The organism is Crassaminicella thermophila (assembly GCF_008152325.1).
GTDB classification, from domain to species: Bacteria; Bacillota; Clostridia; order Peptostreptococcales; family Thermotaleaceae; genus Crassaminicella_A; species Crassaminicella_A thermophila.
Genome location: NZ_CP042243.1, coordinates 475416 through 490366 on the forward strand (window position 1 = coordinate 475416; position 14951 = coordinate 490366).

16 protein-coding genes and 1 pseudogene are annotated in these 14951 nt (G+C 30.4%); 13 read left to right on the forward strand and 4 right to left on the reverse strand.

Features of this window, described 5'->3' with window-relative positions; all coding sequences use genetic code 11:
- Positions 1–381: 381 nt before the first annotated feature.
- From FQB35_RS02255 to FQB35_RS02290, 9 genes are all read left to right on the forward strand, one after another.
- The gene (locus FQB35_RS02255) at positions 382–1512 is read left to right on the forward strand and encodes an NAD/NADP octopine/nopaline dehydrogenase family protein (protein WP_207707331.1); all 1131 of its coding nucleotides are present in this window, start codon (positions 382–384) and stop codon (positions 1510–1512) included.
- The gene (locus FQB35_RS02260; RefSeq protein WP_148808357.1) at positions 1512–3164 is read left to right on the forward strand and encodes a cobalamin B12-binding domain-containing protein; all 1653 of its coding nucleotides are present in this window, start codon (positions 1512–1514) and stop codon (positions 3162–3164) included. The genes FQB35_RS02255 and FQB35_RS02260 overlap by 1 nt, the downstream gene beginning before the upstream one ends.
- Positions 3165–3300: 136 nt before the next feature.
- Positions 3301–3879 carry a hypothetical protein gene (locus tag FQB35_RS02265; protein ID WP_148808358.1) on the forward strand — a complete coding sequence of 193 codons (579 nt, stop codon included), beginning with the start codon at positions 3301–3303 and terminating at the stop codon, positions 3877–3879.
- 325 nt (positions 3880–4204) lie between these two features.
- Complete coding sequence (locus tag FQB35_RS16605; RefSeq protein ID WP_408625446.1) at positions 4205–4510, forward strand: iron-sulfur cluster biosynthesis family protein; 306 nt, start codon at positions 4205–4207, stop codon at positions 4508–4510.
- A gap of 78 nt (positions 4511–4588) precedes the next feature.
- Entirely contained in the window at positions 4589–5107 is a 519-nt protein-coding gene (locus FQB35_RS02270; protein ID WP_148808359.1) for a 4Fe-4S binding protein, read from the forward strand.
- A gap of 55 nt (positions 5108–5162) precedes the next feature.
- The gene (locus FQB35_RS02275; RefSeq protein WP_148808360.1) at positions 5163–5393 is read left to right on the forward strand and encodes a glutaredoxin family protein; all 231 of its coding nucleotides are present in this window, start codon (positions 5163–5165) and stop codon (positions 5391–5393) included.
- Between the two features lie 136 nt (positions 5394–5529).
- A complete protein-coding gene (locus tag FQB35_RS02280; protein WP_333473045.1) occupies positions 5530–6534 on the forward strand; it encodes an acyl-CoA dehydratase activase-related protein in 1005 nt (334 codons plus the stop codon).
- Positions 6488–7597 (forward strand): acyl-CoA dehydratase activase-related protein, encoded by a 1110-nt coding sequence (locus tag FQB35_RS02285; protein ID WP_148808362.1) that lies wholly within the window; start codon positions 6488–6490, stop codon positions 7595–7597. Before FQB35_RS02280 ends, FQB35_RS02285 begins: the two co-directional genes overlap by 47 nt.
- Positions 7572–8555, forward strand: a complete 984-nt coding sequence (locus tag FQB35_RS02290; RefSeq protein ID WP_148808363.1) for an acyl-CoA dehydratase activase — start codon at positions 7572–7574, stop codon at positions 8553–8555. Before FQB35_RS02285 ends, FQB35_RS02290 begins: the two co-directional genes overlap by 26 nt.
- Positions 8556–8579: 24 nt before the next feature.
- On the opposite strand, the gene FQB35_RS02295 is transcribed toward FQB35_RS02290, so the two are convergent.
- Together FQB35_RS02295 and pyrB are read right to left on the reverse strand one after the other, a co-directional pair.
- Positions 8580–9008 carry an aspartate carbamoyltransferase regulatory subunit gene (locus FQB35_RS02295; RefSeq protein ID WP_148808364.1) on the reverse strand — a complete coding sequence of 143 codons (429 nt, stop codon included), beginning with the start codon at positions 9006–9008 and terminating at the stop codon, positions 8580–8582.
- A pseudogene (gene pyrB, locus FQB35_RS02300) lies at positions 9002–9939 on the reverse strand (aspartate carbamoyltransferase). The gene FQB35_RS02295 and the pseudogene pyrB overlap by 7 nt, the downstream one beginning before the upstream one ends.
- Positions 9940–10196: 257 nt before the next feature.
- Here pyrB and FQB35_RS02305 point away from each other — a divergent pair.
- The 3 genes from FQB35_RS02305 (at position 10197) to FQB35_RS02315 (ending at position 12688) form a co-directional block, all read left to right on the forward strand.
- Positions 10197–10712, forward strand: coding sequence for a hypothetical protein (locus tag FQB35_RS02305; RefSeq protein WP_148808365.1), 516 nt, complete (start codon positions 10197–10199; stop codon positions 10710–10712).
- Positions 10713–10842: 130 nt separating this feature from the next.
- Positions 10843–11712 (forward strand): UTP--glucose-1-phosphate uridylyltransferase GalU, encoded by an 870-nt coding sequence (gene galU / locus FQB35_RS02310; protein WP_148808366.1) that lies wholly within the window; start codon positions 10843–10845, stop codon positions 11710–11712.
- Between the two features lie 37 nt (positions 11713–11749).
- Entirely contained in the window at positions 11750–12688 is a 939-nt protein-coding gene (locus FQB35_RS02315) for an AEC family transporter (RefSeq protein ID WP_148808367.1), read from the forward strand.
- Positions 12689–12717: 29 nt separating this feature from the next.
- Here FQB35_RS02315 and yyaC read toward each other — a convergent pair whose 3' ends face one another.
- The gene (gene yyaC / locus FQB35_RS02320) at positions 12718–13260 is read right to left on the reverse strand and encodes a spore protease YyaC (RefSeq protein ID WP_148808368.1); all 543 of its coding nucleotides are present in this window, start codon (positions 13258–13260) and stop codon (positions 12718–12720) included.
- Positions 13261–13310: 50 nt separating this feature from the next.
- Complete coding sequence (locus tag FQB35_RS02325; RefSeq protein ID WP_148808369.1) at positions 13311–14027, reverse strand: tRNA 2-thiocytidine biosynthesis TtcA family protein; 717 nt, start codon at positions 14025–14027, stop codon at positions 13311–13313.
- 408 nt (positions 14028–14435) lie between these two features.
- Here FQB35_RS02325 and FQB35_RS02330 point away from each other — a divergent pair, with 408 nt between their 5' ends.
- The gene (locus FQB35_RS02330) at positions 14436–14903 is read left to right on the forward strand and encodes a COG2426 family protein (protein WP_148808370.1); all 468 of its coding nucleotides are present in this window, start codon (positions 14436–14438) and stop codon (positions 14901–14903) included.
- The last annotated feature ends 48 nt before the right edge of the window (positions 14904–14951 follow it).

Sequence of the window (14951 nt, forward strand, 5' to 3'; positions counted from 1 at the left end):
TTAAAATTCAATTCCATTAAATATACTCTCAAAACCATAGAAGGAAGCAATTTAAAAAAGACTCTCCTTCATACTTTTCTTAAAAGGTCTTTCTGAATATTTATTCAATATATAAGTATTGTTATATATGTATAGTCAACTTAAAAATGAAATATAAAGATTGTTCATTCCAGATAATTTTTGAAAAAACTAAACTAATCATTTTTTGTCATGCTTAAAAATTAAAAAAGCATGTTAGAAAATGCTAGTTTTTTGCGCCTTAAAAACTGTAAAAAAATCTCAAAAATGTAATAAATTAAGATGAATATAAAACGCGTGGGAGCGTTGATAACAAATGACAGTAAAACAGGACGTGAATAAAAATAGATAGGAGGGGATTGCGTGAAAGAAAAGCTGTTTAAAAAACTTAAGTTTGCTGTCATAGGTGCTGGTCACGGAGGACAAGGAATTGCAGGTTATTTAGCTTATAAGGGGTATGAGGTAAATCTTTATAATCGTAGTATTGAAAAAATTAAAAAGATAAAACAAAGAGGAACTATTGAACTAGTAGGCAGTATTGTTGGTTTTGGAAGACTTAATTTAGTTACTAATAGCATTGAACAAGCTATTAAAAATGTTGATGTTATTATGGTTGTACTTCCTGCTAGTGCACATAAATTTATTGCTAAGCATATAGCTCCTTTTGTAACACCTGAACAATATATTGTCTTAAATCCTGGAAGAACAGGAGGGGCATTAGAATTTAAAAGTATTATTGCAAGACATAATCCATTAAAGGAAGTTTGTATTGTTGAAGCTCAAACTATGTTATTTGCATGCAGAGCTTTAGAGCAAGGAAAGGTAAAGATATTTAGCAAAAAAGAAGAAGTAAAAGTGGCAGCATTGCCAGCTATACGAAATAATGAATTTATTAATATGATTCATGAAGTGTTTCCAGAATTCATGCCTGCTACAAGTGTATTGGAAACAAGTTTCAATAATGTAGGTGCATTGTTGCATCCTATTCCAACTATATTAAACTGCGGAAGAATTGAAAATACAAAAGGAAATTTTAAGTATTATATAGAGGGTGTTACACCATCAGTTGCAAAAATTATTGAACAGGTTGATTATGAAAGAATGTTGGTGGCAAAAGCTTTAGGGGTTAAAACCATGTCTTTAAAGGAATGGCTGGCATATACATATAATGCCTATGGAAATACCCTTTGTGAAGCTTTAAAAAATACGAAAGGCTATTGGGGGATTATGGCTCCAACAAATTTGGATACTAGATATATTTATGAAGATGTACCCCAAAGTCTAGTACCTATTTGGGATATGGCTATGCATTTAGGTATTCAAACTCCAACAATTGATTCGATTATTCATTTAGCATCAATCCTTCATAATGCGGATTATTATAAAAGTGGTAGAAAGGTAATAGACATGGGATTAGAAGGATTATCTGTTGAAGAAATAAGAAGATTTGTAATAAATGGTCAAGTATCAGATTCAAGAGGAGTGGTAGCTTAATGAAAAAATTTTTAGGAGCAGCTATAGGAAATTGTGTTCATGTAGGTGGTGTTGTAAATTTTTTAAGACTTGCTGAAGAAGAAGGAAACGATGTAGAATTTTTAGGAGCGGCAGTTAGTATAGAAAAATTAATTGATAATATCATTTATAAAAAACCTGATGTGGTTACTATTGGGTTTAGATTAACACCAGGATCAGTAGTACCTTTATTAAATGAATTAAAGGAATTTATTGATAAAAAGAAGTTATATCATATTGAGTGGATATTTGGAGGTACAAAACCTGTTGCAGAGATTGCAAAAGAATATAAATTCTTTTCAAAAATATTTGATGGAACAGAGGATTTAGATGATGTAATTAATTATTTAAGAGGAAAAAATTTAAAAGAAGTTGCAATAAACTATCCGCAAAATATTATTGAAAGAATCAATAGCAAGTATCCTTACCCTGTTATAAGACACCATTTTGGTCTTCCATCTCTTAAAGAAACTTATGAAGGGATAAAAAAGATTGCTCAAGCAAAAGTTCTTGATGTAATTTCTATAGGACCAGATCAAAATGCACAAGAAAATTTTTTCACACCAGAGAATATGAACCATGATTTAGATGGTGCTGGCGGTGTTCCGTTAAGAAAAGTAGAAGATTTTGAAAAATTATATGAAGCTTCTAGAAGGGGAAATTATCCACTTTTAAGATGTTATAGTGGAACAGCAGAAATTTTTAGATTTGCAGAGCTTCTAAAAAATACAATAAACAATGCATGGTGTGCAGTACCTTTGTGCTGGTATAATGTACTAGACAAAAGAGGGCCAAGAGATGTTCTTACTTCTATTACAGAAGGACAAAAACTTATGAAATGGCATGCACAAAGAAATATTCCTGTAGAAGTAAATGAAGCTCATCACTGGAGTTTAAGAGATGCCCATGATACTATTGGTGTTGTTATGGCATTTTTAGCAGCCTATAATGCAAAAAAAATGGGAGTTAAGCACTATATTGCCCAATATATGTTTAATGTACCTCCAGCTATATATCATCGAATGGATTTAGCAAAGATGCTTGCGAAAATTCAATTGATTGAATCATTAGAAGATGAAAACTTTAAAACTTACAGACAAGTAAGAGCAGGACTTGCTAGTTTGAGTGCAGATTTAGATGTTGCAAAGGGGCAACTTTCTGCTTCAACATATTTGGCAATGAGTATAAAACCGCATATAATACATGTTGTAGGGTTTAGTGAAGCAGATCATGCAGCAAAGCCTGAAGATGTAATTGAAAGCTGTAAAATTGTAAGAGGAGTCATTCGATCAACTCTGCATGGTATGGTAGATATGACACAGGATAAAGCTGTACAAGATAGAAAAAATGAATTGGTAGAGGAAGCAAAAATTCTACTAAACACAATAAAATCCCTATATCCTGAAAGCAAGGATCCATGGAGTGATCCTTCCGTACTTGCTGATATCATTAAGAGAGGAATAATTGATGCTCCTCATTTAAGAGGAAATAAGCATGCGAATGGAACTTTAGAAACGCGAATAGTAGATGGAAAATGCATGGCTTATTCAAAAAAATTAGGAAGAGTAGTTAGTGAAAGAGAAAGACTGATAGAATTATTGAATATGGAAACAGATAAAAGCTTTTCTGCATAAAAGGTAGCCAATGTGCTACCTTTTGTTTTTGAAACAATATTTTTCCTTTTACTTTTACACCATAACATGACTAACAGCATATTATGTAATGAAATAACAAAAATGACGGTACGAGCTTTTAGAAGGAGGGAGGTTAATGGAAGAAATTAATAGGGAAGAATTAAATCTTGAAACTACAGATATTGAAGTGTTAGATATAAAAGATTTAGAACAGCTAAAAGATAAGGAAAAATCTAGTCGTGCTTTATCAGATATGATTTCTAGCTTACTAAGTAATGATAAAATACTTTCGATTATATTATTTACTTTGTTAAGGAGAGAAGAAGAAAAAGCTGTTAAACCTTATTGGGGAGATAAATTAAAAGAAGTAATAGTAAAAGCAGAGAATATTTTAGATATTATGTATGCATTAAATAATTATGCAAAAAATCAAGCTGAATTTGGCAGCCAGCTAGCGGCAAAAAATAAGACAATGGAATTATTAGAGGTTATAAGACCACATGTACATGGGAGAGGAAGACAAAAAATAGATCAAGCACTTGCAGTAAATGACAGAATCAATAGACTAAAAGAAAATTCTAAAAAAAATAGAAATGTAATACAAGATTTTGAGAATATAGCAGATATTTTAGAAATACTCGAATTGAATGAAGGCTATGAAATGAAAAGATTTTTAGATAAAGCTAAGAGGATTATGGAAATTTTAAGAAAATAAGAGTTTCTGCAGGAAGCAGGAACTTTTTTCTTTTTTAAATTTCTTATTTAAGGGAAAAATATATAATAAGTAATTTAAAAGAAAATATAAAAGATAGTTCATTCCAGATAGCTTTTGGAAAAACTAAACTTCATTACATTCAGTAAGTTTTTTTACAAAAGCTATCAAAGTCATTCGCTTATCTTTTTATATTTTTATGTTACTTATTTATTAAGTTAAAATGAAATATTTTGTCGATAAAAAACTGTTGACATAGATAGAAAAATATACTAAAATATAATTACCAACCCCCTATGGGGAGGGGTACAAAAAAGGAGGTAAGAATATGCTTATAAATATTTCTCAAAAAGCTGAGGAAATGATAAAAAGTCAACTAAAAGATAAAAATAATGAGAATGCTTTCTTAAGAATCTTTATCAAAGGCTTTGGATGAGGTGGTCCAACATTTGGAATAGCCCTGGAAGGGTCTAAAGATGATGAAAAAGATTACTATGAAGAAATAAATGGATTGAAAGTAATAGTAGAAAAAGATATTCTTAATCAGTTTAAGAGTTTTAGTATTGATTATACTAATAGTTGGTTTTCTAAAGGGTTTAGAATTATACCAGGTGAGGGAGGCTCATCCTGTTAAACAAAAGAAAACATCCAAGTGCAATTTGTGCTTGGATGTTAAAATGTTATAAAGTTTTATAGGAAAGGAGAGGAGAATATGGCTGCAAAAAAGTCACATCAATCATGGTCATGGATATTAATGGTTTTGTTTTTTATATTAGCTATTGTTGATGTAAGATTTGGATTATTGGGATTTGTTTGTATGGCTGCTCCTATTTATCATGCGTTAAGAGGGAGAGGAAAAATTCACTGCTCAAAATATTGTCCTAGGGGATCAATACTAGGAAATTTTCTTAAATATGTAAGTTTAGATAAAAATTTACCAAAAGCTTTAAGAGGGAAATCAGCTAAAAATATATTGTTGACATTGATGATGATTATGTTTAGTATATCATTATATCATGCTTTTCAAGCACCAAATGTTATTAAAGCTGTAGGTTTTGCTATTTTTAGATTAATGGTAGCATCATCTATACTAGCTTTTATAATGGGAGTTATATTTAAGCCAAGAAGCTGGTGTCAAGTATGCCCTATGGGTCATACAACAGCATTAATAAAACAAAGTCAAGATAGAAAGAAAATGATTAATAAAAAAGCAGCAACAATTTGTGAATAAATTGATACCTTATTGGGTATATCATAATTATATGAAATAAAAGGAGGAATTTTATATGAGTAAAAATGTAGTAGTATATTCAAGTGATACTTGTATATATTGTAAAGATGCAAAGGAATATTTAAAATCTTTAGGTGTTGAGTACATTGAAAAAAATGTTTCAAAGGATATGGCTGCACGTAAAGAATTAATAAAAAAAGGGTTTATGGGAGTACCTGTTATTATGGTAGGAGATGAAACCATTCAAGGCTTTGATAAAGATAGGTTAGATGCATTATTAAAATAAGAAAGTCTTTTATAAAAAAACCGTGTTACGATTTTCGTAACACGGTTTTTTAAAATTCTTCTGTTTAAAATTTATATAAATTGTAAACAATGATATAGAAGATAGAGGAATTGCAAATAGAAAGGATAGGATAAGTATGAAAATTGGCATACCTAGGGGACTTTTATATTACTACTACTATCCGCTTTGGACAAAGTTTTTTGAGACGCTTGAAGCAGAGGTGGTGGTATCTGAAAAAACAAATAAACAGATTATAGATTATGGAGTTAAAAATACAGTAGATGAAGCTTGCTTGCCTGTGAAAGTATATCATGGTCATGTGATTGCTTTAAAGGATAAGGTTGATTATATTTTTGTACCAAAGATTATGAGCATTTATAAAAATGAATATATTTGTCCAAAGTTTTGTGGACTACCAGAAATGATTAAAAGTGCAGTAAAAGATTTACCGCCAATTATAGATACAACAATAGATTTTCACAAATCAAAGAAAAATTTACCAAAAACTGTTCATGAGATCGGAAAAATTATTACAACAGATAAAAAGAAAATAGATTTTGCTTTTAGAGAAGCAATAAAACAGCATGAGAGCTATAAGGCAAAAATAAAGGATGGAATATTACCGGTTGATATAGAAGGGAATAAGGTTTTTAAATATATAAATCCATATAAATATAGACAAAAAATTGTTCTTTTAGGACATCCTTATAATATTTATGATAAATATCTTAGTATGAACATTATAGAAAAATTAAGAAAGTATGGACTTGAAGTTTTAACGCAAGATAGCTTCGATCGAAATATTATTAATAAGAAGGCAGCAACTATGGATAAGAAGATGTTTTGGAGTTTTGGAAGAAAAGTACTTGGAGCTGCTTTTCATGCAATGGAGAGAGAAGATATTCAAGGGATAATTTACTTATCAAGCTTTGGCTGTGGATTAGATTCTGTTATAGCAGATATTGCAGAACGCCGTACGCGAAGGAGTTCAGAAAAGCCTTTTATTTTACTTACTTTAGATGAGCATACAGGAGAAGCAGGAATAGATACAAGGATAGAGGCCTTTGTAGACATGATTAAATGGAGGGGAAAAAATGAAAATAACTTTTCCACATATGGGGAATACATATCTACCCGTTAAAGCTATGTTTGATGACTTGGGGGTAGAAGTTGTACTTCCTCCAAAAAATAGTAAAAAAACTTTAGAAATAGGTACAAAATATTCACCAGAACTAATATGCTTACCTATGAAAATAAATTTAGGAAATTACATACAAAGCATTGAAAAAGGTGCGGATACAATTCTTGTGACAGGAAGCTGTGGCCCTTGTAGATATGGATATTTTGCAGAGGTAGAAAAGGAAATTTTAAAAGATTTAGGTTACGATGTAGAATTCGTTATATTAGAAGCACCAGATGGAGATCTGAAAGAATTTTATAATCGGGTAAGTAGAGTTGCCAATACAAAGAACATGATAAAGATTGGAAAAAGTTTAAAAAATGGGATTCAAGTATTGAGAAAATTAGATAAGTTTGAAGCAAGCGTATTAAAGCTTAGACCTTATGAAAAAAATAAAGGAGAGATTGATACTTTATATAAAGAGCTTATAAAGAACCTAGAAAAAAGTACAGGCTCTTCTCAAATGATCAAATATATCCATCAAGCACAAGAAGCAATAAAAGATATAGATCTTCAAAAAGATAGAGATGTTCTAAAAGTTGGGATTGTAGGTGAAATCTATACAATAATAGAAGATTTTGCAAATATAGACATTGGCAAAAAATTAAATGAGCTTGGAGCTGAGGTTCATAAATCGCATACTACATCAGGATGGGTACTAGAGCATTTATTTTACAATAGTATCGGTAGCACGAGAGAGAAGCAAGTAAGAAAAGCTGCAAAACCTTATATGAAGACGATGGTAGGAGGGCATGGAAGGGAAACCATAGGAAATACTATATTGTATACGAAAGAAGGGTATGATGGTGTCATACAGATAATGCCTTTTACTTGTATGCCTGAAATTGTTGCTATGAGTATATTACCAAAGCTACAGCAGGAGTATGGTATTCCTATTTTAACTCTGATTATTGATGAAATGACAGGTGAAGCAGGATACGTTACTAGACTTGAAGCATATATTGATCTGCTAAGAAATAGGAGGGAAAAATATAAAAATGAGAAAATGTTATCTTGGCGTTGATATTGGCTCTGTAAGTACGAATATCATTGTGATGGATGAAGATGAAAATATACTAGATACATTGTATATAAGAACACAGGGCAAACCTATTGAGACTATTAAAAAAGGATTATCTAAAATAAAAAATAGATTAGATGAAGATGTTAAGATTCTAGGGGTAGGTACTACTGGAAGCGGTAGGCAGCTCGGAGGAATTATGATAGGGGCTGATGTTATAAAAAATGAAATAACAGCCCATGGGATTGCTGCTTTAAACTTTGTGCCAGATGTTAAAACTATTATTGAAATTGGAGGACAAGATTCTAAGATTATTCTTTTAAGAGATGGTGTTTTATATGATTTTGCAATGAATACAGTTTGTGCTGCAGGGACAGGCTCATTTTTAGATAGACAAGCTGAAAGATTGGGTATTCCTATAGAAGAATTTGGGAAATTTGCTTTGAAATCAAAATTGCCTGTACGAATTGCTGGAAGATGTGCTGTTTTTGCAGAATCAGATATGATACATAAACAGCAATTAGGTCATAATCAAGAGGATATTATTAATGGTTTATGTGAAGCTTTGGTAAGAAATTATCTAAATAATCTAGGAAAGGGAAAAGAAATAAAACCACCTATTGTATTTCAGGGAGGCGTTGCTGCAAATGTAGGGATTCGAAAAGCATTTGAAAAAATATTAGGCTGTGAAGTAATAGTTCCACCATATGCAAATGTAATGGGGGCAATAGGAGTAGCTTTATTAGCAAAAGAAGAAGTAGAAAGAGTAGGAAAAACAAATTTTAAAGGCTTTGAAGTTGCTGATAGTAGCTATACTGTAAAAAGCTTTGAATGTGAATATTGTCCAAACATGTGTGAGGTAGTAGAATTTTTTAGAGACGAAAAAATGGTTGCTAGATGGGGAGATAAGTGTGGTCGTTGGAACAACATTGTAAGCATAAAAAACGAGAAACTAGCATAAAAGCTATGGAATTTTTTCCATAGCTTAAATTTTGTATTCTGTAATTTCTTCACAAAAATCACATTGATAAGCTAATCTAGATGGAGATACTAACTCAAAGCTAGGCTTTACATAATTATCAAAATTTGTTATGCATCTTGGATTATGGCAAGGGAATATCCCCTTTACTCTTTTTGGAATTGATACTTTCTTTTTAAGAATAACTTTGCCATCTTCAATTATATTTACTGATATATTATGATCAATAAGTCCTAAAAAATCTAAATCAATATCTATGTTGTTTTCTATTTTAATAATATCTTTTTTTCCCATAGCTTTACTTGGTACGTTCATTAATAGTACTACAGGATAATCTACCTTATCCAGCATTAATTTATTAAATATTTTTAAGCCGTTTTCAACAGTTATATGGTCTAATACAATTCCTTTTTTTATACTATTAACTTCTAGCATTCGCATTCCACCCCCAATAATTTTGTAATGAGTGCCATTCGAATATACACGCCAAGCTTTGCTTGTTCAAAGTAGACTGCTCTTTTGTCATCATCTACTTCGTAGGCGATTTCATTTACTCTAGGAAGTGGATGCATAATAATCATATCTTCCTTTGCATCTTTTATTTTTTGTAAATTTAATATATAAGAATCTTTCAATCTGTTATAGTCTGCTTCATTGAAAAAAATCTTTCTTTTTGTATTCTTGTCATGTATAATATATCAATTTCTTCAATGACTTCTTCTAAATTACTAACCTCTTTTAACACAACTGAGTACTCTTCAATAAGTTTTCTTTTTAATGAATCAGGTAGGCCTAATTCTTTAGGAGATATTAATATGAATTTTTTATTGCCATATCTAGCGAGTGTACGGATTAATGAGTGTACTGTTCTACCAAATTTTAAATCTCCACAAAATGCAATGACTTGATTCTCTATAGACCCTTTATATATGTTTATTGTTAATAAATCTGTAAGGGTTTGTGTTGGATGCTGATGCCCACCATCTCCTCCATTGATTATAGGAATATCTGAGTATAGGGAAGCAAGCTTTGGAGCACCTTCTTTTGGATGTCGCATAACAGCGATATCTGCATAACCAGATATTACCCTTATAGTGTCTGCGATGCTCTCTCCCTTTGATACAGAGCTTGTGTTTGCATCACTAAAACCTAATATGTTTCCTCCTAATCTTAGCATTGCTGATTCAAAACTTAGCCTTGTTCTTGTACTAGGTTCATAAAAAAGGGTAGCTAATATTTTTCCTTTGCATACTTGGTTGTATTTTTCAGGAAAAGAATACATTTTTTTTGCAAGTTCTATTAGTTCGTTAATTTCTTTTGGTGTAAAATCTTCTAGATCAATAAGATGTCTTACACATTCATTCATTCTTTTTTCCTCCTTTTTGGTCTCACAGGACCAGTTTAAAGGTAATAAAAATGCCTTTTTGTCCAGAGGCAAAAAGGCATAAAAATACATAATATGATACATAAGTGTTTTTAGCCTTTTTAACCTCACGGGGTTAATTTAAAGGTACATTATTTATATTAGACTATCATATAAAGGGTTGAATGTCAATAAAAAGGAAAATGATGTTTAATGTAGAATATTACTTTTGATTACTCTATGTTATGAGGGGGATAGAGATGAATAGGGAAGAATTTAATCTTTTAGAAATAGAAAAACAAGTTGAAGTTTTTAATAAGATGCTAAAAAACAGTAGCATCAGAAAGGTTTGCAGTGAGTTGAAGATAAGTAAGACAACAATAAGAAATCGTTTTAAAAAAAGAGGCTATATTTTTAATAGTGAAAAAAACATATACATAAAAGAGAAAGAAATAAAAAGAAATTATGATCCTACAATAAAAGAAGAAAAAGTAAGTAATATAAATCTTACAAAAGAAATCTATTTTGATTTATTAGAGTTAATTGAAATAAAAGACGATTTGAAGGATATAGTAAATAATTGGAAAGAAAGAACTGTGGCAAGTAAACAAGGGCTATGTATCAATGCTTTTGAAGGAGAATTATGTGTAAAAAGTATTAAAGTATATAAAGAGGTTTTAGATAAATTCAATGAATTTGTTAAAAAGCATAGAGAACTGAAGCAGCAGGATATTATTAATCAAGCATTGTGGGAGTTTTTGCAAAAGTATATGTGAATGCTATAGATAACTAATTTTAAAAAAAATATAAAAAGAATGTTCATTCCAAGATAACTTTTGAAAAAACTAAACTTCATTACATGAAAAAATAATGTAAAATATATTAAAAGAGAGGAGACAAAACATTATGAAGGTACGTAAAGCGATTATACCAGCAGCAGGACTGGGTACTAGATTTTTGCCAGCAACGAAGGCACAGCCTAAAGAAATGCTTCCGATTGTTGATAAACCTACTTTACAATACATTATTGAAGAAGCTGTAGCGTCAGGGATTGAAGAAATACTTATTATTACTGGAAGGAACAAAAAGTCTATTGAAGACCATTTCGATAAGAGTATAGAGTTAGAATTAGAACTAGAAAAAAAAGGAAAAACAGATCTATTAGAAGAAGTAAGAAAGATATCTAATATGGTGAATATCCATTATATACGTCAAAAAGAGCCTAAGGGATTGGGTCATGCTATTTATTGTGCAAAGAGTTTTATTGGAAATGAACCCTTTGCTGTACTATTAGGAGATGATATTGTTGATGCAGAAAAACCCTGCTTAAAGCAGATGATTGATGTATATGATGAATACAAGACGACTGTTTTAGGTGTACAAGAGGTGCCAAGAGAAGATGTATATAAATATGGGATTGTAAAAGGAAAATATATTGAAGATCGCGTATATAAAGTAAAAGATCTCATAGAGAAACCTAAAGTAGAAGATGCACCTTCTAATATAGCAATCTTAGGAAGATATATTATTACTTCTAGAATATTTGAAATTTTAGAACATACACAACCTGGAAAAGGTGGAGAAATACAGCTTACAGATGCATTAAGAGAATTAGCAAACTTAGAAGCCATGTATGCTTATAACTTTGAAGGAAAGAGATATGATGTAGGTGATAAACTAGGTTTTTTGCAAGCTACAGTAGAATTTGCATTAAAGAGAGAAGATTTAAAGGATCAATTTATTGAGTATTTAATAAATATTATAAATAAACGATAAAGCCAAGCTATTGGCATGATAAGAGAGGAAGATAAATGTGCAGACCCTAACTCAAGTATTTATTTTATTTTTACTATTAATGACTGGATATATATCTAAAAGACTTCGTGTAATCAGTAATGATTTAAACCATGATTTAAGCAATTTAATTCTTTATGTTGCATTACCTGCTTTGGTACTATCTTCTTTAAGCAATTATGCTTTCTCAAAGCAAATGATGATAAAAAGCGGTTCATTATTAATGATTTCTTTATGTGTATATGCTTTATCAATAATAATATCTTATATAACTGTAAAGCTGTTTAAAATGAAAGGGATGACTAGAGATGTTCTTCAGTATGGTATTATATTTTCAAATGTGGGTTTTATGGGTTATCCAATGGTAAATGCTATCTTTGGAAAAGAAGGAATATTCTATGCTGCTATATATAACCTTCCTTTTAATGTATTAACTTGGACTCTTGGAATAATGATTATGAGTAGGACTCATAGAGAGAAGATAAAGCAAAGGGAACATAGTAAAGGAGGTCCTAAATTAAAGGGGTTACTGAATCCTGGAATTATTTCTGTTTTTATAGGATTTACTATGTTTCTTACTTCTACAAAATTTCCTTATCCTATTTTTAAAGCATTAAATATTATAGGAAGTACAACTACTCCTTTATCTATGATTTTTATTGGATCTATTTTAGCAGATATGAATGTAAAGAAAATATTTACAAATGGTAGTGTTTTTTTATGCAGTATTATTCGATTAATTTTTTTGCCTATGATTGTATTATGTATATTAAAATTGTTTAATTTTGATCAAATTACAAAAGGAATCCCTGTTATAATTACAGCAATGCCAGTTGCAGCCAATTGTGCAATGTTTGCTGCAAAATATGATAGTGACTATAGGCTAGCTTCGCAGCTTATATTTATTTCAACATTGTCTTCTATGTTAACAATACCTTTTATTGTTGAATTGTTGTAGGTAAATAAAGAATTTACCTACAACATTGATTATGATAAATAAGTTGCGAGTACAAAAGCATCTACTATTATTTTAGCCATTTTCATGACTAAGCTTAACCGGATATTATGCATAGAAAAACAATCATCATGATTAATTTTATCAACAATACCAACTATAGAAATATGACCAACACCAGGTAACCTTTTTCCTACTCCTTTTCCAGGAAAGATAGGACCTTTTTTTATATGAATATTTCCAATCATTTCTTCATTCCCCAAACAAGCATCTACTGCAATAAAGAACCCGTCAGGATGTTGTTTTTTTATTGTTTTTATAGATTCTTTTAAATTTACTGCATGAATAGGATCATCTAAGGTACCATAAACAGGAAATCTAAAGTTTTTGTCTTCTAGCATAGTACCTACAAGAGGACCTAAGGTATCACCAATGCAACGATCTGTACCGATACAGATTACAACAACACGATCAGAGAGGTTATCTTTAATTGCTTGTGATAATATTTCTACAGCATTTTCATTGACACAGTTTACTTGAATCCTATATGGATATTTACGATAATTTACATTCAAAGAGAAAACACCCCCTTATATGATATATATATAAGGAGGTGAAAAATATGCTAATTTTTGATCCATATATTTAGCTGATCTTTGTTCTTTAATGCTGTGATCACTCTATCTCTTGCGTTTGGAATATCTTTATTAATTTGCTTTAATAAATTTTTCATATATTGTCTTTTAGTTTTTCCATTAGCAGGACAAGGACTCTTTACAATGGGTAGGTTATGTTTAGATACAGCAGAAATAATGTCATCTTCTGATGCGTATATCAAAGGCCTGATCATAGTTAAATTTTTTCGATCTAAAAAAGTTACAGGGTCAAAAGTACTTATTCTGCTTTCATAAAACATACTTAAAAACAATGTTTCTACTGCATCGTCTGCATGATGGCCTAAGGCAAGCTTTGTAATGCCATGCTCTTTACAAAGCGTATGAAGTCTTCCTCGTCTCATCCTGGCACACATGGCACAAGGATTTTTATCCTTTCTCTCTTCAAAAACTACTTTCCCAATTTTTGTTGGCTGTATAATATAGGGAATTTCTAATTTTTCACAGAAATTTTTTAAAGGTGTAATATCAAAATTATCAAAGCCTAAAGTTAGGGTTAAAGCTTTTAATTCATATTTTACAGGCGAAAAATTTTGAAATAATTTTAAGGCATATAAAAGGGTTGTGCTGTCCTTTCCTCCTGAAACACCAACGCCTACTACATCTCCATCTTGAATCATATCAAAATCAGCAACTGCTTTTTTTATACATCCTAATACTTTTTTCATATAGAAATTCCTTTCTCTATAAATTTACAGGATACATTATATATGAATATTATATAGATATCCAATTTTAAAAGGAAATATAAAAGGTAAGTTCATTCCAGATAACTTTTGAAAAAACTAAACTTCATTACATGAAAAAATACTAAACCTTCAAAACTCACATTTGTTCAAACAATGAAGGTTCTTAACGTATTTTTTCATGTAATTTCAGTAAGTTTTGAACAAAAGTTATCAAAGTCATTCACTTATCTTTATATATTTCTTTTTTGAATATTGATATTTCATATCTCTAGTAGAAATAAATGTTAAAAACCTATTACAATTAATAAAATACTTCTTCATAAAAATGTATAATTACTATATAATGAGTTTAGGGAATAGAAATAATAAAGAATAAGGGAGAGTATGATGAATCAAATACTTGATTTTTTTTCTAAGGAAATAATGGTTTTACTAGTGGCAGCGATGCCTGTAATGGAATTAAGGGGTGCTATTCCAATAGGGGTATCCTTAGGACTTAGCCCGATTCATGCAGCAATTTTAGGATTACTGGGGAGTATGATACCAGTTCCTTTTTTATTGTTATTATTAAAGCCTGTTTTTGAAAAGCTTAGAAAAAATCCTCATTGGAGAAAATCTATTGACTGGATTACAAAGAGAACTTTAAGAAAAACAAAACAGGTGCATAAATATAAAAGCTTAGGATTATTATTGTTTGTAGCTGTACCTTTGCCAAGTACAGGCGTATGGACAGGTTCTATTGCAGCTTCGTTATTAAATATACGATTTAAACATGCATTTTTAGCTATATTTATTGGAAATTGCATTGCAGCATTTATTATTATGATGATTAGTCATGTTGCGGTAAATTTTTAAAAAGTCGTTGACTTTTATTTATGTCTATGATAAAATAATTTTCGACAA